Below are 18121 nucleotides of genomic sequence, written 5' to 3' on the forward strand. Positions count from 1 at the left end.
GGCCCGCGGCCCGGTGGCGGCGGGCGGCCTGCCCGCGGTGTCCACGGTCTCCCCGTGCGCCCGGCCGATGGCGGTCACCCGCTCCAGCACCTGGCCCGGGAGCACCGCTTCCACGGAGTCGGCCTCCAGGACGAGCCCGCCGGTGGCGGCTACCAGCGGGCGGTCTGCGCGTCCGCCGACGGCGGTGTCCGCCGCGGTGCGCACGCCCCCGAGCCGGCGCGTCACCATGCGCTGCAGCAGGTCGTCGGCGAAGTAGAGCTGGATCTCCGGCCCGTCCACCCGCAGCTTCTCGCTGGCCAGTTCCGCGTCGCGCCGGGCGACCACGCGCTCCAGGCGGTTCTTCGGGAGGGTGGCGTCCACCGTCTGCCCCGAAAGGTCGAAGCGCTCGCCCCGGATCCGGGCGTTGCCGCGGAGGTTGAGCGTCCCCGCCGTGGCGTCGTGCGTGGCCTCGGCGGCGGTGGCGTCCAGGTCGCTCCGGTGGATGACCACGTTCCCGGAGGCGGAGAAGAAGTTCTCGCCCACGGTGGTGATCCGGTCTCCGTCGATCTCCAGCGGCTCGCGGCTCTCCCCGCTGCTGGGGACCACCGTCAGGTGCGGGCGCTGCCCGGCGATCACCTGCGCCTGCGGCCGCCCCGGCATAACCCGGAAGTACTCCAGCTCCGGGCCGCGGAGCGTGGAGCCACGCGTGAGATCCGTGAAGACCACGTTGCCGGTGGCGTACAGCCGCCCGGTCGCCGACGAGTAGGTGGCGTAGCTCGACGTCAGCGTGCGCGTGGGATCACGGTAGTCCACGTTCCCGAAGAGCTGGACCTCGTTGGACGCCTCGTACACCGCGGCGCTGTCCGCGCGAAGCGTGGTTCCCCCGGAGCACTCCACCCGGAGCGGTCCCGCGACGGCCACGAACGAGAACCCACCCAGATCCTGGCGGTCCACGTAGCGGTTCTCGCGCAGCACGCACTCGCCGGCCTGCGCATCCGCACCCGCGGGCAGGGCGCACAGGAGAACGAGCGGGAGGAGAAGGAGGCGCTTCATCAGAAGCGGACCTCGCCGCCGCCGGGCGCGGGGCCCGAGACCTCCGCCCGATGGACCCTGACGCTCTGGAACTTGGCGTCCGACTCGAAGCTGGTCCCCCGCACCTCGCGGGCCCCCTCGCGCATCACGGTGGGCTTGTCGCTCCAGATGCGGTTCCCCTGGACGTCGTAGTGCAGCTCCTCCGAGCTGATGGTGCGCGTCCCCTCCGGCCCCTGCAGCGTGAGCACCGCGTTGCCGGTGGCGGTCATCGCCCCGGTGCGCATGTCGTACTTCCCGGTGCGGGAGGTGAGCGTCCCCGCGGTGGCGCCGGTCGTCTCGTTGAAGAAGTCCAGCTTCACGCCCTTGAGGTCCACGCTGGAGTCGGCGTCGCGGAAGTACGCGGTGTCGCCGCTCATCACCGCCTTACGGACGCCCTGGTTGGTCACCACGTGCTGCAGCCCGTAGATGACCTGGTCCACGTTCAGCTCCGCCAGCCGGTCCTGCTGCGTGGGGACGGTAGTCTCCTGCCGACAGGCGGCGGCGAGGACGAGCCCCGCGAGGACGACGGTTCGGTGGATTCGCGGCATCAGACGGCCCCGGCCCGCATCAGGTCGTGGAGGTGCACCATTCCCAGGACGCGCCGGTCCTCCCCCACCACGGGGAGGGCCATGACGCCGTGGCGCTCCATCACCCCCGCGGCGGCGGCGGCGAGCGCGTCGGGCTCGGCGGTCTTGGGATCCGTTGTCATGACATCAGATACGACGGTACCAAAAAAGTGTTCCTCGCGCTCGATCAGCCGCGTGAGGTCGCCGGAGGTCACGACGCCCAGCAGGGTGCGCTCTCCGTCCACCACTGCCACGGTCCCGCGCTTCTCGGCCAGGAGCACGGTGCACTCCCGCATGGTCGCGGTGGGCGGAAGGAGCGGGAGGGCGTCCGTGAGCATCACGTCGCGCACCCGCACCAGGAGCCGCCGGCCCAGCGAGCCGCCGGGGTGCAGACGGGCGAAGTCGTCCCGCCCGAAGCCCCGGCGCAGGAGCAGGGCGACGGCGAGCGCGTCCCCCATCGCCAGCGCGGCGGTCGTGGAGCAGGTGGGCGCCAGGTCGTGCGGGCACGCCTCCTCGGCCACCGAGCAGTCCAGCACCCAGTCCGCGTGCCGGGCCAGCGACGAGCCCGCGCGCCCGGTCATGGCGACCACGCGGACGCCGCTCCGCCCCAGGTACTCCAGGAGCCCGTGCAGCTCCTCCGACTCCCCGCTCTTGGAGAGGAGGATGGCGACGTCGCCGCTCCCGACGATCCCCAGGTCACCGTGCATCGCTTCGACCGGGTGGAGGAAGACGGCCTGCGTTCCCGTGGAGGTGAGGGTCGCCGCGATCTTGCGCCCCACGATCCCGGACTTGCCGATCCCGGACACGATCACGCGCCCCGGCGACTCCAGGATCGCCTCCACCACCGCCGCGAAGATGTCGTCGATGCGCGCCTCCAGCGCGGCGACCGCGTCGGCCTCCATGCGGATCACGCGCCGGGCGCGCTCCAGCGTCTCGGCGACGGAGAGGGCGCCCGACCGCAGCGACGGTTCCGCCGCGGTGGCGCTCACAGTCCCGCCTCCCGGTCGCGCACGTACGCCTCCACCCGCTCCGCCCACTCGCCGCGGGCCGTCAGCAGCGCCTCCGCGAACTCGCGCACGGCGCCGTGCCCGCCGCTGCGCTCCCCCTGCCAGGCGGCGCTCGCCCGCGCCTCGGGGGTGGCGTTCCCCACCGCGGCCGGGAGCCCCACGCGCCGGAGGATGGCGAGGTCCGGGAGGTCGTCCCCCAGGAACGCGGCCTCCTCCCAGGCGACGCTCAGCCGCTCCAGGAGATCCCGCACGATGCGGAGCTTGGCGGCGGTGGGGTCCTGGTGGCACTCCACGATCCCCAGCTCCTCCGCGCGGAGCCGCACCGCGTGCGACTCGCGCCCGGTCACGATGGCGCAGGTGATCCCCGCCTCCTGCAACAGCCTGATCCCCAGCCCGTCCTGGATCTCGAAGCGCTTCATCTCCACCCGCTCGCCGGAGTCGAGCGCCCCCAGGTAGATGCCGCCGTCCGTCATCACCCCGTCCACGTCCAGCACCACCAGCCGGATCCGGCGGGCAAGCTCCTCCGGGATCCGCCGCGCCGCCTCAGCCACCGGTCCGCTCCCCCGCCCCGATCGCCGCGCGGATCGCCAGGACCTCCTCCACCAGCGCGCGCAGGCCTCCCAGCGGGAGCATGTTGGTGGCGTCCGAGGGCGCGCGCGACGGCTCCGGGTGCGTCTCCAGGAAGAGCGCGTCGGCGCCGGCCGCCACGGCCGCGCGCACCAGGCCCGGGATGAAGCGCGGCTCCCCGCCGCTCACCCCCGGGCCCTCGCCGGGGCGCTGCACCGAGTGGGTCCCGTCGAACACGGTGGGGGCGTCGCACGCCTCCCGCATCTGCGGGAAGGAGCGCATGTCCACCACCAGGTTGCCGTAGCCGAAGAAGGTGCCGCGCTCCGTCACCGCCACGCCGGCCGCGCCCGCAGAGCGCAGCTTGGCCGCGGCGCCGCGCATCTCCTGCGGCCCCATCCACTGCCCCTTCTTGACGTTCACCGGCCGTCCCGTGGCGCCGGCCGCCACGAGCAGGTCGGTCTGCCGGCAGAGGAAGGCGGGAACCTGGAGCACGTCCGCCACCTCGGCCACCGCGGCGCACTGCGCCGGCTCGTGCACGTCGGTAAGGAGCGGGAGCCCGGTGGCCCGCCCCACCTTCGCCAGCCGCTCCAGCCCCTCCTCCATCCCCGGCCCGCGCGGGGACCCGGCGGAGGAGCGGTTCGCCTTGTCGAACGAGGCCTTGAAGAGCACCGGCAACCCCAGGTCGTCCCCGAGGCGAGCGAGCGCCTCCCCCACCTCCAGGTTGAGCCGCTCGTCCTCCAGCACGCACGGCCCCGCGATCAGGAAGAAGGGGCCGCCCACGCGGAACAGCTCCGCCACCGCCGACGCCGCCATGGCGCCGGTCCCCGACACGGCTCCGCTCACCGCGCGGCCTCCGCCACCGGGGCGTGGTCCTCCCGGAACATGGGCGCGGCCTCGCCCTCGCGCCGGCGGACCGCCGCGGCGACGAAGGAGGCGAAGAGCGGGTGCGGGCGGTCCGGGCGGGACTTCAGCTCCGGGTGCGCCTGCGTGGCGACGAACCAGGGGTGCTCCGGGAGCTCCACCATCTCCACCAGGTTGCCGTCCGGCGACACGCCGCTGACGCGCATCCCCTGCTCCGCCAGCACGTCGCGGTAGGCGTTGTTGACCTCGTAGCGGTGGCGGTGGCGCTCGCTGATCTCCTGCGAGCCGTAGATCTCCGCCGCGCGGGAGCCCGGCTTCAGCCGCGCCGTCATGGCGCCCAGCCGCTGCGTGCCGCCCATGTCCGTGACCTCGCGCTGCGAGTTCATCAGGCAGATCACGGGATCCGTGGTCTCGCGGTCCCACTCGGTGGAGTGCGCGCCGGAGATCCCGCAGACGGAGCGCGAGAACTCGATCACCGCCGTCTGCAGCCCCAGGCAGACGCCGAAGAAGGGGAGGCCGTTCTCACGCGCCCAGCGGATGGCGGAGAGCATCCCCTCCACCCCGCGCACCCCGAAGCCGCCGGGGATCAGGAGCCCGTGGTAGTCGGTGAGCTTCTCCGCGCTCTGGCCGTTCTCGAAGTCCTCGGAGGAGAGCCAGTCGATCTCGACCCCCACGTCGTTAGCGATCCCGCCGTGGATCAGCGCCTCCTGCACCGACTTGTACGAGTCCACCAGCGCCACGTACTTGCCGACCACCGCGATCCGGACGGTGCCGTTCCCCGGCTCCTTGATCCGCTGGACGAGCGACTTCCACTCGGCGAGGTCGGGGCGGCGCGTCTCCAGCCCCAGCTTCTGGCAGACCAGGTCGTCCAGGCGCTGGCGGGCGTACTCCAGCGGCACCTCGTAGATGGTGTCGACGTCCCTGGCCTCGATGACCGCCGCCACGTCCACGTTGCAGAAGAGGGCGATCTTGCGCCGGACCTCCGGGTCGACGCTGCGCTCGCTCCGGCAGAGGAGGACGTCGGGCTGGATCCCGATCTCCATCAGCTCGCGAACGGAGTGCTGCGTGGGCTTGGTCTTCACCTCGCCCGCCGCGGCGATGTACGGGAGCAGGGTCAGGTGGACGAAGAGCGTGTGCTCCCGCCCCACCTCCTGCCGGTACTGCCGGATGGCCTCCAGGAAGGGGAGCGACTCGATGTCGCCCACCGTCCCGCCGATCTCGGTGATGACCACGTCGTGGTTCGGGGCCAGCCGGCGGACGGCCCCCTTGATGGCGTCGGTGATGTGCGGGATCACCTGCACCGTGGCGCCCAGGTACTCGCCCCGGCGCTCCTTGTTGATCACGTCCTGGTAGATGCGCCCCGTGGTGATGGAGTTGGCCTGCGTCAGGCTCTCCCCCACGAACCGCTCGTAGTGCCCCAGGTCCAGGTCGGTCTCGGCCCCGTCCTCGGTGACGAACACCTCGCCGTGCTGGAAGGGCGAGAGTGTGCCCGGGTCGACGTTGATGTATGGGTCGAACTTCTGGATCGTCACCCGGAGCCCGCGCTCCACGAGCAGCCGACCGATCGAGGCCGCGGCGATCCCCTTTCCCAGGGAGGAGACGACGCCGCCGGTGACGAAGATGTACTTGGTCGGAACGCTGTTCGGATCGATCATTCGCTCGCTCTTGCGCTTCTCGAAGTTGCTCGCTCTCAGACTGCACCGGCCAGGACGCGCCCGGCGCGCTCGGCGTCGGTGGGCGTGTCGATCCCCCCCTCGCCCGCCGCCGCGATCCCCACCCCGATCCGCATCCCCGCGGCGAGCGGCCGGAGCTGCTCCAGCCGCTCGATTCGCTCCAGCTCCCCCTCGGGGAGGGCCACCCAGCGCAGCAGCGCGTCGCGCCGGTAGGCGTAGATGCCCAGGTGGCGCAGGTACGGCCCGCTCGCCAGCTCCGCGGGGTCCGGGTCGCCGTCGCGCCGGAACGGGACCGGGGCCCGGGAGAAGAGGAGAGCCCCTCCGTCCGCGCCCCGGACCACCTTCACGACCGACGGCTCGCGCCACTCCTCCACCGTCGAGATCGGGACCGCCACGGTGCCGATCTCCCACCCGCCGTCCCGGACGCACCCCAGCGCCGCCTCCACCTGGTCGCGCCGCAGGAAGGGCTCGTCGCCCTGGACGTTCACCACCACCGGGAAGGCGCCGTACTCCGGGCGGCGCGCCACCTCGGCCACCCGGTCCGTCCCGGAGGGGTGGTCCTCCGCCGTCATCTCCGCCTTTCCGCCGAACGCACGCACTACGGCCGCGACCTCCTCGCTGTCGGTGGCGACCACCACCTCGTCCAGCAGGTCCATCGCGACGGCGCCGCGCCAGACCCACTCGATGAGCGGCCGTCCGGCGAGGGGGTGGAGCGGTTTTCGGGGGAGGCGGGAGGAGCCGATCCGGGCGGGAATGATCCCGAGAACGGGGAGGCTCATCGGTGTGTTCACCGACGGAAGGCGAGGCGGGCGCTAGCAATAATCACGCCATGGAAGATAGCCGGTCCGGGGGGCTTTGTCAAAACGGCTTCCGACCGGTTCGGGCGTGTCCCCCGCTGGCGCGGGCGCCGGGCTCCCCTCCCCCTTGCGGGGAGGGGCCGGGGGAGGGGGTCAGAACGACGGGAGGACGACTCCGAAGGTGAACTCCGGGTCCAGGCCGTCCGCCGCGGGGTTGATGTAGAACTCGACCCTCGCGACGGAGAAGAACAGGCCCGCGCCAAGGTTCTGCTCCCACGCGGGCACCGGCTCCCCGGTGACCCAGGCGGAGCCCACGGCATGCGTGAGGCGGAAGGTGGGGGGGCCGAGCACGGGGAGCGCCAGGCGCGGGGGGAGCGGGATCCCGTAGGTGGATTCCACGAAGACCAGGTTGTCGCCGCGGAGCTCCGCCACCTCCAGGGTGGTGAGCGTGGGAGAGCCGCCGACGAAGCTCCAGCGTTGCGGGGGCGCCGCCTCGCCGCCGAGGGTGCCCAGGGCGTGGAAGCGGACGCCGAGCGTGTGCCGCCACAGCGCCTGCATCGTCCAGAGCCCGTCGGCGGTCCACTGCGTGAAGTCCACCCCGTCCGAAACGCCCGGGATCGCCCGCTCCAGGGCCGCGTCGCCGGTGAAGGCGGCGGTGCGGCCCACCCAGCGGAAGCCGGTGCCGGCCAGCGCGGAGGCCCACTCCGTCTCCAGCACCGGGAGGTTCGCCCGGTCGAGGTCGCCGAGCAGCGACCACGGGTTCCGGTTGCGGAGCGACCGGTCGCGCATAGCCATCACGGAGATCCGCGGCTCCAGCACAAGCTCCCCCTCGGCCAGCGGCTCCTCGTGGAAGCGCTCCAGCGTGACCGAGAGGCGGTCGGACTCCCAGTAGTCACGGTAGTCGTTGCCCAGCAGGAGCGAGCCGAGCGTGTTGGACAGGTCGCCGCGCGCCCACGCCTCGTTGGTGAATACCGCCCGCTCGGCGCGCGCCTCCAGCCGGACCCCGGGTCTGATCGGCGTCCGGGCCGCCACCCCGCCGCCGAAGTCGCTCCGGGCGGTGTAGTACGTGAGCCACGCGTCCAGCCGCGGCCCCTGCGGGTCGCCGGTGACCAGGAACGAGGGCCCGGCGGAAAGGTTCAGGCCGTTCACCCGGTCGTACGTGGGGATCCGCACCCCGAAGAATCCAGGCCAGGCGAGCCGCGGGCGCTGTCCCGGCGGGGGCGTGACGCGGACCCGCGCGCCCGCGCCGTCGAGCTCCACCGCGACCCGCAGGTCGGGCTCCGCCCCGACGATCTCCCCTATCTCGGCGAGCCCGGAGGGATACACCTCACCGCCCAGGTTGACGATGGGTCCGATGACCGTCGCTCCCGGCCGGACGTAGAGTGCCCCCCCGAGCACCGCCACGCTCCCCTGCACCGTGCCCTCCAGCCGCACGTCCGCGTCCACCACCAGCAGGTCGCCCGCCGTGCGGAAGTCCGCGGAAAGCACGGTGTCGCGGTCCAGGCGCAGGTAGTTCTCCGCCGCCAGGATCTCACGGACCAGGCGGACGGCGCGGCTGTCCGCCATCCCCTCCAGCCGCACCTCCTGCGCGCGGAGCGGGGGCACGGTGGCGAGTGCGCAGACGAGCAGGGCGAGGAGGAGGCCGGGCCGCGGAGCGGTCATTGATCCAGGAAGTTGCGGAGAAGGGCGTGCCCGTGCTCGCTGGCGACCGACTCCGGGTGGAACTGCACCCCACAGACGGGGTGCTCCCGGTGCCGCACCGCCTGGATCTCGTCCTCGTGTCCCGGCTCGTCGGTGGTGGCGAGGACCTCCAGCTCCGCCGGCAGGGTGGAGGGCTCGATCACCAGCGAGTGGTACCGGGCCACCTGCAGCGGCGACGGGAGGCCGCGGAAGATCCCCTCCCCCGCGTGGCGGATGGGTGACGTCTTCCCGTGCATCACCCGCTTCGCGCGCACGACCTCGCCGCCGTACGCCGCGCCGATGGACTGGTGCCCCAGGCAGACGCCGAGGATGGGCGTGGTGGGACCCAGCCGCCGGATCACGTCCACCGAGACGCCGGCCTCATTCGGCGTGCACGGTCCGGGGGAGATGACGATGCGCTCCGGCGCCAGCGCCTCGATCTCCTCGACCGAGAGCTCGTCGTTGCGCCGGACCACGGGATCCGTTCCCAGCTCCCCGAGGTACTGCACCAGATTCCAGGTGAAGCTGTCGTAGTTATCGATAACCAGGATCACGAGATACCTGAATTGCTTGAAGTGGTTTGGAGGGGTGTCGCCGTCCAGCGCGAAGGGTCGAGCATGTCCCACAAAGACGCGGCATCCCGCTCCTCAGACCGCATAGACGACTCTGTGGTTAGCAAGGATGTGGTGGCGGCGGAATGGGTTTTCGATCAGCTCCTTCTGGACGAGATCCACCCGGCGGCCGAACATGGCTTCCAGTTCCATGTTCATCTCGCCGAGATCGAACAGGGAGTACTGTGCGTCCTCGTCGAAGGTGACGAGCACGTCGACGTCGCTGTCCGGGCGGAAGTCGTCGCGGAGCACGGACCCGAACAGGGCGAACTCGCGGATCTGCCACTTCCGGCAGAAAGCCTCGATCCGGTCGGCTGGAACTTCGATGTTCATCGCTGCTCCCGTTCAGCCAGGCCCGGGCTCACGCCCTCGGGTGGAAGCTCCGGTGCACCTCGGCCAGGTAGCGCCGGTCCACGTGGGTGTACACCTGCGTGGTGGAGATGTCCGCGTGGCCCAGCATCTCCTGCACCGCCACCAGGTCCGCCCCGCCTTCGAGGAGATGGGTCGCGAAGGAGTGCCGCAGCGTGTGCGGCGAAACGTGCTTCTCGATCCCCGCGGTCTCCACGTGCTGGCGGAGGATCTTCCATACCCCCATGCGGGTGAGCGGCGTTCCGCGGGCGTTCAGGAAGACGCGGCCCTCCCCCTGCCCCTTCTCCAGCCGCGGCCGGGTCTCGCGGAGGTAGATCGAGAGCGCGCCGATCGCCCGCCGCCCGATGGGGACCAGCCGCTCCTTGCCTCCTTTGCCGAACACCAGCGCGAACTCCTCCTCCATCGCCAGGTTGCGCACCTGCAGGTCGATCAGCTCGGAGACGCGCACCCCGCTGGCGTAGGCGAACTCGAGCATCGCGCGGTCCCGCCAGGCGAGCGCGTGGCTGAGGTCTGGCGCGTCGAGCAGCTTCTCGATCTCCGCCACGCTGAGCACGGCCGGGAGCGTCTTCCACCCCCGCGGCGGCTCGATCCGCTCGCTGGGGTCGGAGACCACCAGGTTCTCGGCCAGGAGGAAGCCGAAGTACGTCCGCACCGCCGAGACGTTCCGGGCGATGCTGGACGGCGCCAGCCCCACGTCCTTGAGGAGGAGGATGAAGGCGCGCAGGTCCTGCGTCGTGACGTCGGCCGGGGTGATCCGGTCCAGGGTGCGCGAGAACGACGCCAGCCGCACCACGTCGTGCTCGTAGGCGCCCACCGTCAGCTCGGAAAGGCCACGCTCGAAGCGCAGGTGGTCCACGAAGCGCGCCACGTGGAACTCGCGGCGGATGGACTCGGTGCTCACGGGGCCTCCTCCCATTCGCCCGCGGCTTCCCCTCCGGCGTCGTGGCGGCTCTTCCACCACCATCGGGCGACGACGGCCAGGAGCAGCAGCGCCACGACGTAGACCCAGCGCCCCGCGGACTCCAGCCCCTGGCGGATCGCATCCCAGTTCCGGCCCGCGGTTGCGCCCAGGTAGACCACGAGCCCGTACCAGAGCGCGGACGCGATGGCGATGGGAAGCGCGGCGCGGACCCACCCGATGCGGCTCATCCCCGCGAAGGCGGGGACCACTGCGCGGAACATGGGGAGGAAGCGGCTCACGAAGATCACCACCGTTCCCCGCTGCCGGTAGAAGGCGTCGAGCTTCCGGACCTGGTGCGGCCGCAGGAGGTACCCGCCCCAGTGGGTGGCGAAGAACCGGGCGCCGTACGCCCGGCCCACCCAGTACACGAAGAGCGCGCCCGCCACGTTGGAGATCCAGACCACCAGGAACACGCCCCAGGCGTTCGCCGCGCCGTGCCCCGCCAGGAAGCCGCCGAACAGGGCGACCACGTCGGCCGGGACGGGCGGGAAGACGTTCTCGACCAGCGCGAAGGTACCCACGACGAGGTAGATGACCTGCTCCGGGAACGCCAGCATCCGCTGGAGCAGCCAGTCGAGAAGGCTACCCACCGCCGGCGGCCCGCGTGGGAGCCCGCATCAGTCGCCCGCGCGCTCCCGCGCGAGGAACGCGTCCATCGGCTCCATGTGGTCCAGCAGCGCGACGGCGAAGACCGCGATCCCCTCGCCGCGGCCGATCCACCCCATCCCCTCGTTGGTCTTCCCCTTCACCGAAACGTGCTCCGGCGAGATCCCGAGCACCGCGGCCAGCCGCTCGCGCATGGCGTCCGCGTGCGGCCCGACCCGGGGCGCTTCGGCGACCACGGTGACGTCCACGTTCACCGGCTGGTAGTTTCGCCCCTCCAGCAGCCGCACGACGCGGCCGAGGAGCTGCATGGAGTCGGCGTCCTTCCAGCGCGGGTCCGACGGGGGGAAGTGCCGGCCGATGTCTCCCAGTCCGGAGGCCCCGAGCAGCGCGTCGGTGACGGCGTGCGTCACCGCGTCCGCGTCGGAGTGCCCGGCAAGGCCTCTGTCGTGGGGGATCTCCACCCCGCCCAGGATCAGCCTGCGCCCCTCGGCGAAGCGATGGGAGTCGTATCCGTGCCCGATCCGCATTCCGCGCTCATCTCCTCGGTTCGTCGGCCCGCGCCGCGGGTGCCGCGGCCCCGCGGCGGGAGCAACAATAACGCCCTCTCGAAGGCGGGAGCAACGGGCAGGCGCCAGGGGCCGACGAGCTCCCCGGGAGCGCCACGAGAAGAGGGGGCGGCCCGGGATTCCAGGCCGCCCCCTCCTTCGCGCTCCATCCCCGCCGCGTCAGCCGTCGAACCGCCGGATCGCCAGGCAGACGTTGTGGCCCCCAAAGCCGAAGGAGTTGCTGAGCGCCAGCTTCACCGCCCGCTCCGTCGCTCCCCCGGTCCCGTAGTTCAGGTCGAGCTCCGGGTCGGGGTGCTCGTAGTTGATCGTGGGCGGGATCACGCCCTCGCGGCAGACCAGCGCGGAGATCACCCCCTCCACGCCGCCCGCGGCGCCGAGCGTGTGCCCGGTCATGGACTTGGTGGAGCCGACGATGATCTCCCGCGCCCGCTCGCCGAGCACGGTCTTGATCGCCGCGGTCTCGTTGCGGTCGTTCGCCGGCGTGGAGGTGCCGTGCGCGTTGACGTAGTCCACGTCCTCCGGAGCCGCGCCCGCGTCGCGCAGCGCGATGCGCATGGCCCGGACGGCTCCCTCGCCGCCTTCCGCCGGGGAGGTGATGTGGTACGCGTCCGCCGTCTGCCCGTACCCGGCCACTTCGGCGATGATGGTGGCGCCGCGGGCGCGGGCGTGCTCCAGCTCCTCCAGCACCAGCATCCCCGCGCCCTCGCCGAGCACGAAGCCGTCGCGGGTGGCGTCGAAGGGTCGGCTCGCCGTTTCCGGCGAGTCGTTCCGCTCCGAGAGCGCCTTCATGTTGGCGAAGCCGGCGATGGCGGTGGGGCTCACCGCCGCCTCCGTGCCTCCGCAGATCATCACGTCCGCCTCTCCGTAGCGGATCGCCTGCATCGCGTTCCCGATGGCGTGCGCCCCGGAGGCGCAGGCCGAGACGGTGCAGTAGTTCGGCCCCTTGGCCCCGTAGCGGATGGAGACCAGCCCCGCCGCGATGTCGGAGATGAACATGGGGACGAAGAACGGGGAGACCCGGTCCGGCCCGCGGGACAGGAGCTTCGCCGTCTGCTCCTCGAAGGTGTTGATCCCGCCGATCCCGCTCCCGACGATCACCCCGACGCGCTCCGGGTCCACGCCGTCGAGCCCGTCGTCCAGCCCGGCCTCGCGCATCGCCTGCACCGAGGCCGCGATGGCGAATTGCGAGAAGCGGTCGGTCCGCTTGACCTCCTTGCGGTCGATGTACTCCGCGGGGTCGAACGCCTTGACCTCGCACGCGAAGCGCACGGAGTAGGCGGACGGGTCGAAGTGGGTGATGGGACCGGCGCCACTGCGCCCCTCGAGGAGTGCCGTCCAGCTCGACTGGACGTCCAGCCCCACGGGGGAGACCAGCCCCGTCCCGGTGATCACGACACGGCGTTTCATCAACCGCTCCGGATATCGGTAAAAGCATTCTGCTGAACAGGCCCGCGGGCCCGTTCAGCAGTTTTCATTTTCAAGAAGATGACTCGGCGAAGAGAAACGCCGCAAATCAAGGCGCCCGAGGACGGCGACTGAGGCGTGGTCGTTTCACGCCGCAGGGAGCCGCCCGCAGGGCAACGCAGAGTTGCGGCGTTTATCGAGCCGCTTACCGACTACCCCTGGTTGTTCTGGATGTAGCTGATGGCGTCACCGACGGTCTGGAGCTTCTCCGCGTCCTCGTCCGGGATCTCCATCCCGAACTCCTCCTCGAAGGCCATCACCAGCTCGACGGTGTCCAGCGAGTCGGCGCCCAGGTCCTCCACGAAGGAAGCCTCCGGGGTGACCTTCTCCGCGTCCACGCCCAGCTCGTTGATGATGATGTCCTTGACCTTCTGCTCGATGTCAGCCATCGCTGTTCTCCTTGGTAGTTGCCGTGAGTCCGTCCAAAACCGCCGGGGCGCGCCTCCTCCCCGCCGCTCCCCTGCCTACATCACCATCCCTCCGTCCACCACCAGCACCTGGCCGGTGACGTAGGAGGCCCCCGGACCCGCCAGGAAGCGGACCACCGGGGCGATGTCCTCCGGCCTCCCCAGCCGGCCGAGCGCGATCTGCGACGAGAGCGCGTCGCGCGCGGCCTCGGGGAGGTCCGCCGTCATGTCGGTCTCGATATATCCCGGCGCGACCGCGTTGACAAGGACCCCGCGCGACGCGAGCTCCTTCGCGACCGACTTGGTCAGCCCGATCAGCCCCGCCTTGGAGGCCGCGTAGTTCGCCTGCCCCTTGTTCCCGGTGATCCCCACGACGCTGCTGACGTTGATCACCCGGCCGGAGCGGCGCTTCATCATCCCCCGCGAGGCCGCGCGGATGGTGTTGAAGGCCCCGCGCAGGTTGGTGTCCAGCACCGCGTCCCAGTCCTCGTCCTTGATCCGCATGAGGACGTTGTCGCGCGTGAGGCCCGCGTTGTTCACCAGGACGTCCAGGCTCCCCATCTCCTCCTCCACCCGCTTGACGAGGGCGTTCACCGCCTCCGCGTCCGCCACGTCGGCGCCGTAGCCGCGGTGCCCCTCGCCCGGGAGCCCCTCCGCCGCCGCCTGCGCCCGCGCCTCGTCGCGCGCGACGACGGCCACGCGAGCCCCCGCGGAAGCGAGCTCCGCGGCGACCGCAAGTCCGATTCCACGGGAGCCCCCCGTCACCAGTGCCACCTGACCCTGTAGCTCCATCATCCCCTCTGCTGAAGGTACGCTTCGATCGCCTCGGGCGTCCCGAGCGGTACGCCCCGCCCCTCGGCGGCGCGGTCGATCCGCTTGAGCATCCCGGTGAGCACCTTCCCCGGCCCCACTTCCAGGAAGCGCGTAGCGCCCAGCTGCAGCAGGGTGCGCACGGAGTCGGTCCAGCGCACCGTGGAGGTGAGCTGGCGGACCAGGAGGATCTTCGCCTCGGCGGGGTCGGTCACGGGGGCCGCGGTGACGTTCGAGACCACTGGGAAGGCGGGAGCCCCGAACTCGACCCCCTGGAGGTGCGCGCTGAGCCCCTCCTCCGCGGGAGCCATGAGCGGAGAGTGGAAGGCGCCGGAGACGCTCAGGCCGCTGACCTTCTTCGCTCCGGCGGAGACGAGGAGCGCGCTGGCGCGCTCGACCGCGTCCACGTCGCCCGAGACCACCACCTGGCCGGGGGCGTTGAAGTTCGCGGCGGCGACCTCGCTCCCGCCGGAGGAGGCCTCGCGGCAGACCCCCTCCACCACGTCGTCGTCCAGTCCGAGCACCGCCGCCATCGTGCCGGGGCGCGCCTGGCCCGCCTCGTACATCAGCTCGCCGCGGCGGCGCACGGTGCGCACCGCGTCCGCGAAGGCCAGGCTCCCGGCGGCCAGATACGCGCTGAACTCCCCGAGCGAGTGCCCCGCCGCCGCCACCGGCTCCACGCCGTGGCGCTGCAGCACCCGCCAGGCGGCCGCGCTGTGCACCAGGAGCGCGGGCTGCGCGTTGCGCGTCCGCCTCAGCTCCTCGTCGGGCCCCTCCCAGCAGAGGCGGGAGAGCGCGAAGCCCAGCGCGTCGTCCGCCTCCTCGAAGGCCTCGCGGGCCTCCGGGTACCGCTCCGCCAGCTCCCGGCCCATCCCGACGGCCTGCGACCCCTGGCCCGGGAAGAGGAGCCCGATCCTCTCCTCCATGCTCACATCCGCACCACGTTCGCAGCCCACGTGAAGCCGGCGCCGAAGGCCACCATCAGCACCAGCGAGCCATCCCCGATCCGCCCCTGCTCGCGCGCCTCGTCCAGCGCCACCGGGACGGAGGCGGAGCTCATGTTCCCGTAGCGGTCCACGTTGACGAAGACCTTGTCCATCGGCATCCCGGCGTACTTGGCCGTCGACTCGATGATGCGGATGTTCGCCTGGTGGGGGACCAGGAGGTCGATCTCCTCCGCCGTGACGCCGGCGCGCCGGAGCGCCTGCTCGGCGGCCTCGCACATGGAGCGCACCGCGGCCTTGAACACCTCCGGCCCCGCCATCTTCACCAGGTGCGACTTCTCGTCGAGCACCGCGAGGTCGAAGGGGATCTTCGCGCCGCCGCCCGGGCGGTAGAGGAGCTCCGCCAGCGTCCCGTCGGACTTCATGAAGCTGGACAGGATTCCCCGCTCGTCCTCCGCCGGACGGACCACCGCCGCGCCCGCCCCGTCGCCGAAGAGGACGCAGGTGGAGCGGTCGCCCCAGTCCACGATGGAGCTCATCCGCTCGGTCGCGATCACCAGCACCGTCTCCGCCTGTCCGGCGACGATGTGCGCCTCGGCCATGGACAGCCCGTAGAGGAACCCGGAGCACGCGGTGGCGAAGTCGTACGCTCCCGCGTTCGAGGCGCCCAGCAGCGCCTGCACGTCGCACGCGGTGGAGGGGAGGAGGCGGTCCGGCGTCGCGGTGGAGACGAGGACCATGTCCACGTCCTTCGCGTCCAGCCCGGCGCGCTCCAGCGCGACCCGCGCCGCGTCGGCGGCCATGTCGGCGGCGCCCACGCCGGGGTCGGCGAGGCGGCGCTCGCGGATCCCGGTGCGGGTGCGGATCCACTCGTCGGAGGTGTCCACCGTCTTCTCCAGCTCCGCGTTGGAGACCACGCGGGGCGGGTTGAAGCGCCCGGTGGACACCACGCGGGCACGGGGACGGCCGTTCTTGACGCTCATGTGCTGGAGGCTTCGGTGCGGCGGGAAAGGGCGCGCTCGATGTGGGAGACCATCTCGCGGTCCACCGCCTGGGCGGCGACGCGGATGGCGTTGCGGATGGCGCGAGGGGGGGACCCGCCGTGGCAGATGATGGTCACCCCGTTCACCCCCAGGAGCGGAGCGCCGCCGTACTCGGTGTAGTCGAGGGTGTGGAACATCCGCGTGAGGTCCAACTCCACCTTCGCCTCGGCCATCTCGCGGCGGAGCAGGCCGAGCATGAACCCCGCCACCGACTCGTAGAACTTGAGGAGGACGTTTCCGACGAAGCCGTCGCAGACAAGGACGTCGCACTGGCCGTGGATCACGCCGCGCCCCTCCACGTTCCCGACGAAGTGGATCCCCTCCGCCGCGGCCAGGAGCCGGTGCGCCTCCACGGCGCGCTCGTCCCCCTTCTCCGGCTCCTCCCCGATGTTCAGCAGGCCCACGCGCGGCTGCTCGACCCCCATGAGGTCGCGGGCGTAGATGGTCCCGAGGTAGGCGAACTGGAGGAGGTGCTGAGGGCGGGTGTCGACGTTGGCGCCGCCATCGATCATCAGGGTGTGCCCGGAGGCGGTCGGGAGGACCGTGCCGACGGCGGGGCGGTCCACCCCGGGGAGCACCCCCAGGAGCATCACCGACCCGGCCATGGCGGCGCCGGTGGAGCCCGCGCTGATGAAGGCGTCCGCCTCCCCCCGCTTCTGCAGGTTCAGGCCGACCACCATGGACGAGTCCTGCTTCCGACGGATCGCGTGCGCGGGAGAGTCTCCCATCTCGATCCGCCCGGGAGCGTGGACCACGTCGATCCGGTCGCGCGGCGCGTCCGGGTGGCGCGCCAGCTCGGCCTCGATCCGCTCCTGGTCGCCCACCAGCACGATCCGGAACTCTCCCTCCAGCTCACGCAAAGCTCCGACCGCACCCTCGATCTCCACGGAGGGGGCACGGTCGGAGCCCATCGCGTCAAGCGCGATCCGCATCTGTCGGCGTTCCGCGCGCTAGAACTCTTCCACTTCCACGCGCTGCTCGTTGCGGTAGTAGCCGCAATTCGCGCAGACGCGGTGAGGAACGTGCGGGTCGCCGCACTGGGGGCACGCACCGAAGGTCGGCATGGCCGCCTTCACGTGGGTGCGCCGCTTGCGCTGGCGCTGCTTGGACTGGCGCTTCTTGGGTACGGCCATCGGAACCCCTCGGGTGGCTATGGGTCAGTCGAACGTGATCTTCTTCAGCGCGTCCCAGGGCGAGTCGCCCTCGTCCGGAACGCAGTCGCACGGCGCCGCGTTCAGGTCGGCGCCGCACTGCGGGCACAGGCCCCGGCACTCCTCGCGGCAGACGACGTACCGCGGGACGCGGAGCAGGACCTGCTCGCGGACCGCCTCGGTAAGGTCCAGCTCGTCGCCGCGCGGGGGGAGGGGGTAGACCTCCCCCGCGATCTCTGCTTCCTCGTCGTCCTGCAGCTCGTCGAAGAGGAAGTCCACCTCCTCGTCGAGCTCGGCCTCGGTCTCGGCCAGGCAGCGCCGGCAGGGGACGCGGAGGGTGCCGCGCACCGCGCCGCGCAGGAAGACTCCCTGACCGACCGCGCGGGCGCTCAACTCCACTTCCAGGGGCCCGGCGAGCCGGACCTCCGTTCCTTCCCATATCGGGTGGTCGGGCGGGACCTGCTCCCGGACCTGCACTTCCCCGCGGGAAACCGCGCCGAGGCTGAGATTCAGCATAAACCGGAAAAATAGGGGAAATGCCGCGCAGTGTCAAGGAAACGGCCCCCATCCGACAGCACGGGGTGACGACGGGGCGGCGGAGCGCTAGTCGTCGTCCGTGAAGAGCAGCGACAGTACGTACGAGACCACGCTGATGACGATGGAGCCCAGCAGCGCCGCCCCGAACCCATCCACCGTGAAGCCGTATCCCAGCGCGTTGGCGAGCACCTCCACCAGGAGGAGCATGGCCGCGTTGATCACCAGGAGGAAGAGCCCCAGGGTGAGGACGATCAGCCCGCAGGCGAAGAACTTGAGCAGCGGGCGGACCAGCGCGTTGGCCAGCCCCAGGATCAGCGCGACGACGAGGAGCGTCTCGATCCCGCCCTCGACCCGGATCCCGGGGACCAGGCGGGTGGCCACCCAGACGGCGGCCGCGGAGGCGAGCCAGCGAAGGAGGAGGTTCACGGTCGGCAGGGGCAGAGGGAAAAAA

Annotated in this window: 22 protein-coding genes; all 22 read right to left on the bottom strand. The window is 71.7% G+C overall.

Going from position 1 to position 18121, the window contains the following annotated elements; genetic code table 11:
• Nucleotides 1–1032: OstA-like protein (locus VGR37_24945; protein ID HEV2150669.1), on the bottom strand; the 1032-nt coding region annotated here is incomplete at its 3' end.
• Nucleotides 1032–1598 carry an LPS export ABC transporter periplasmic protein LptC gene (gene lptC / locus VGR37_24950; protein ID HEV2150670.1) on the bottom strand — a complete coding sequence of 189 codons (567 nt, stop codon included), beginning with the start codon at nucleotides 1596–1598 and terminating at the stop codon, nucleotides 1032–1034. The genes VGR37_24945 and lptC, both read right to left, overlap by 1 nt.
• The gene (locus tag VGR37_24955) at nucleotides 1598–2605 is read right to left on the bottom strand and encodes a KpsF/GutQ family sugar-phosphate isomerase (protein ID HEV2150671.1); all 1008 of its coding nucleotides are present in this window, start codon (nucleotides 2603–2605) and stop codon (nucleotides 1598–1600) included. The genes lptC and VGR37_24955 overlap by 1 nt, the downstream gene beginning before the upstream one ends.
• Nucleotides 2602–3174: an HAD family hydrolase gene (locus VGR37_24960; GenBank protein ID HEV2150672.1), complete on the bottom strand. Its 573-nt coding sequence runs from the start codon at nucleotides 3172–3174 to the stop codon at nucleotides 2602–2604. Before VGR37_24960 ends, VGR37_24955 begins: the two co-directional genes overlap by 4 nt.
• Nucleotides 3167–4033 (bottom strand): 3-deoxy-8-phosphooctulonate synthase, encoded by an 867-nt coding sequence (gene kdsA, locus VGR37_24965; GenBank protein ID HEV2150673.1) that lies wholly within the window; start codon nucleotides 4031–4033, stop codon nucleotides 3167–3169. Before kdsA ends, VGR37_24960 begins: the two co-directional genes overlap by 8 nt.
• Complete coding sequence (locus VGR37_24970; protein HEV2150674.1) at nucleotides 4030–5706, bottom strand: CTP synthase; 1677 nt, start codon at nucleotides 5704–5706, stop codon at nucleotides 4030–4032. The genes kdsA and VGR37_24970 overlap by 4 nt, the downstream gene beginning before the upstream one ends.
• 35 nt (nucleotides 5707–5741) lie before the next feature.
• Nucleotides 5742–6503, bottom strand: a complete 762-nt coding sequence (kdsB, locus tag VGR37_24975; GenBank protein HEV2150675.1) for a 3-deoxy-manno-octulosonate cytidylyltransferase — start codon at nucleotides 6501–6503, stop codon at nucleotides 5742–5744.
• Between the two features lie 171 nt (nucleotides 6504–6674).
• Nucleotides 6675–8183, bottom strand: coding sequence for a polymer-forming cytoskeletal protein (locus tag VGR37_24980; protein HEV2150676.1), 1509 nt, complete (start codon nucleotides 8181–8183; stop codon nucleotides 6675–6677).
• Nucleotides 8180–8755, bottom strand: coding sequence for an aminodeoxychorismate/anthranilate synthase component II (locus VGR37_24985; GenBank protein HEV2150677.1), 576 nt, complete (start codon nucleotides 8753–8755; stop codon nucleotides 8180–8182). Before VGR37_24985 ends, VGR37_24980 begins: the two co-directional genes overlap by 4 nt.
• Before the next feature lie 93 nt (nucleotides 8756–8848).
• Nucleotides 8849–9145 carry a nucleotidyltransferase domain-containing protein gene (locus VGR37_24990; GenBank protein HEV2150678.1) on the bottom strand — a complete coding sequence of 99 codons (297 nt, stop codon included), beginning with the start codon at nucleotides 9143–9145 and terminating at the stop codon, nucleotides 8849–8851.
• A 28-nt stretch (nucleotides 9146–9173) separates the two neighbouring features.
• Nucleotides 9174–10082, bottom strand: a complete 909-nt coding sequence (gene xerD / locus VGR37_24995) for a site-specific tyrosine recombinase XerD (GenBank protein ID HEV2150679.1) — start codon at nucleotides 10080–10082, stop codon at nucleotides 9174–9176.
• Complete coding sequence (locus tag VGR37_25000) at nucleotides 10079–10732, bottom strand: DedA family protein (protein ID HEV2150680.1); 654 nt, start codon at nucleotides 10730–10732, stop codon at nucleotides 10079–10081. Before VGR37_25000 ends, xerD begins: the two co-directional genes overlap by 4 nt.
• A gap of 27 nt (nucleotides 10733–10759) precedes the next feature.
• Nucleotides 10760–11275, bottom strand: a complete 516-nt coding sequence (gene ispF, locus VGR37_25005) for a 2-C-methyl-D-erythritol 2,4-cyclodiphosphate synthase (GenBank protein ID HEV2150681.1) — start codon at nucleotides 11273–11275, stop codon at nucleotides 10760–10762.
• Between the two features lie 198 nt (nucleotides 11276–11473).
• The gene (gene fabF / locus VGR37_25010) at nucleotides 11474–12721 is read right to left on the bottom strand and encodes a beta-ketoacyl-ACP synthase II (GenBank protein HEV2150682.1); all 1248 of its coding nucleotides are present in this window, start codon (nucleotides 12719–12721) and stop codon (nucleotides 11474–11476) included.
• 209 nt (nucleotides 12722–12930) lie between these two features.
• Nucleotides 12931–13167 (bottom strand): acyl carrier protein, encoded by a 237-nt coding sequence (locus VGR37_25015; protein ID HEV2150683.1) that lies wholly within the window; start codon nucleotides 13165–13167, stop codon nucleotides 12931–12933.
• Between the two features lie 75 nt (nucleotides 13168–13242).
• Nucleotides 13243–13980, bottom strand: coding sequence for a 3-oxoacyl-ACP reductase FabG (gene fabG / locus VGR37_25020; protein HEV2150684.1), 738 nt, complete (start codon nucleotides 13978–13980; stop codon nucleotides 13243–13245).
• Entirely contained in the window at nucleotides 13977–14921 is a 945-nt protein-coding gene (fabD, locus tag VGR37_25025; GenBank protein HEV2150685.1) for an ACP S-malonyltransferase, read from the bottom strand. Before fabD ends, fabG begins: the two co-directional genes overlap by 4 nt.
• 2 nt (nucleotides 14922–14923) lie before the next feature.
• Nucleotides 14924–15922 carry a beta-ketoacyl-ACP synthase III gene (locus VGR37_25030; protein ID HEV2150686.1) on the bottom strand — a complete coding sequence of 333 codons (999 nt, stop codon included), beginning with the start codon at nucleotides 15920–15922 and terminating at the stop codon, nucleotides 14924–14926.
• A complete protein-coding gene (gene plsX / locus VGR37_25035; protein HEV2150687.1) occupies nucleotides 15919–16914 on the bottom strand; it encodes a phosphate acyltransferase PlsX in 996 nt (331 codons plus the stop codon). The genes VGR37_25030 and plsX overlap by 4 nt, the downstream gene beginning before the upstream one ends.
• Nucleotides 16915–16932: 18 nt before the next feature.
• Entirely contained in the window at nucleotides 16933–17115 is a 183-nt protein-coding gene (gene rpmF, locus VGR37_25040) for a 50S ribosomal protein L32 (GenBank protein ID HEV2150688.1), read from the bottom strand.
• Between the two features lie 24 nt (nucleotides 17116–17139).
• Complete coding sequence (locus tag VGR37_25045) at nucleotides 17140–17526, bottom strand: DUF177 domain-containing protein (GenBank protein HEV2150689.1); 387 nt, start codon at nucleotides 17524–17526, stop codon at nucleotides 17140–17142.
• A gap of 210 nt (nucleotides 17527–17736) precedes the next feature.
• Nucleotides 17737–18096 carry a phage holin family protein gene (locus VGR37_25050; protein ID HEV2150690.1) on the bottom strand — a complete coding sequence of 120 codons (360 nt, stop codon included), beginning with the start codon at nucleotides 18094–18096 and terminating at the stop codon, nucleotides 17737–17739.
• Nucleotides 18097–18121: the final 25 nt, after the last annotated feature.

This window comes from Longimicrobiaceae bacterium (genome assembly GCA_035936415.1).
Taxonomy (GTDB): domain Bacteria; phylum Gemmatimonadota; class Gemmatimonadetes; order Longimicrobiales; family Longimicrobiaceae; genus JAFAYN01.

What these genes read in the sequence shown, in the direction of transcription:
- lptC (HEV2150670.1), bottom strand. Translation starts at nt 1,598, where the DNA reads ATGCCGCGAATCCACCGAACCGTCGTCCTCGCGGGGCTCGTCCTCGCC.
- VGR37_24970 (HEV2150674.1), bottom strand. Translation starts at nt 5,706, where the DNA reads ATGATCGATCCGAACAGCGTTCCGACCAAGTACATCTTCGTCACCGGC.
- kdsB (HEV2150675.1), bottom strand. Translation starts at nt 6,503, where the DNA reads ATGAGCCTCCCCGTTCTCGGGATCATTCCCGCCCGGATCGGCTCCTCC.
- VGR37_24980 (HEV2150676.1), bottom strand. Translation starts at nt 8,183, where the DNA reads ATGACCGCTCCGCGGCCCGGCCTCCTCCTCGCCCTGCTCGTCTGCGCA.
- VGR37_24990 (HEV2150678.1), bottom strand. Translation starts at nt 9,145, where the DNA reads ATGAACATCGAAGTTCCAGCCGACCGGATCGAGGCTTTCTGCCGGAAG.
- ispF (HEV2150681.1), bottom strand. Translation starts at nt 11,275, where the DNA reads ATGCGGATCGGGCACGGATACGACTCCCATCGCTTCGCCGAGGGGCGC.
- fabF (HEV2150682.1), bottom strand. Translation starts at nt 12,721, where the DNA reads ATGAAACGCCGTGTCGTGATCACCGGGACGGGGCTGGTCTCCCCCGTG.
- VGR37_25015 (HEV2150683.1), bottom strand. Translation starts at nt 13,167, where the DNA reads ATGGCTGACATCGAGCAGAAGGTCAAGGACATCATCATCAACGAGCTG.
- fabG (HEV2150684.1), bottom strand. Translation starts at nt 13,980, where the DNA reads ATGATGGAGCTACAGGGTCAGGTGGCACTGGTGACGGGGGGCTCCCGT.
- fabD (HEV2150685.1), bottom strand. Translation starts at nt 14,921, where the DNA reads ATGGAGGAGAGGATCGGGCTCCTCTTCCCGGGCCAGGGGTCGCAGGCC.
- VGR37_25030 (HEV2150686.1), bottom strand. Translation starts at nt 15,922, where the DNA reads ATGAGCGTCAAGAACGGCCGTCCCCGTGCCCGCGTGGTGTCCACCGGG.
- plsX (HEV2150687.1), bottom strand. Translation starts at nt 16,914, where the DNA reads ATGCGGATCGCGCTTGACGCGATGGGCTCCGACCGTGCCCCCTCCGTG.
- rpmF (HEV2150688.1), bottom strand. Translation starts at nt 17,115, where the DNA reads ATGGCCGTACCCAAGAAGCGCCAGTCCAAGCAGCGCCAGCGCAAGCGG.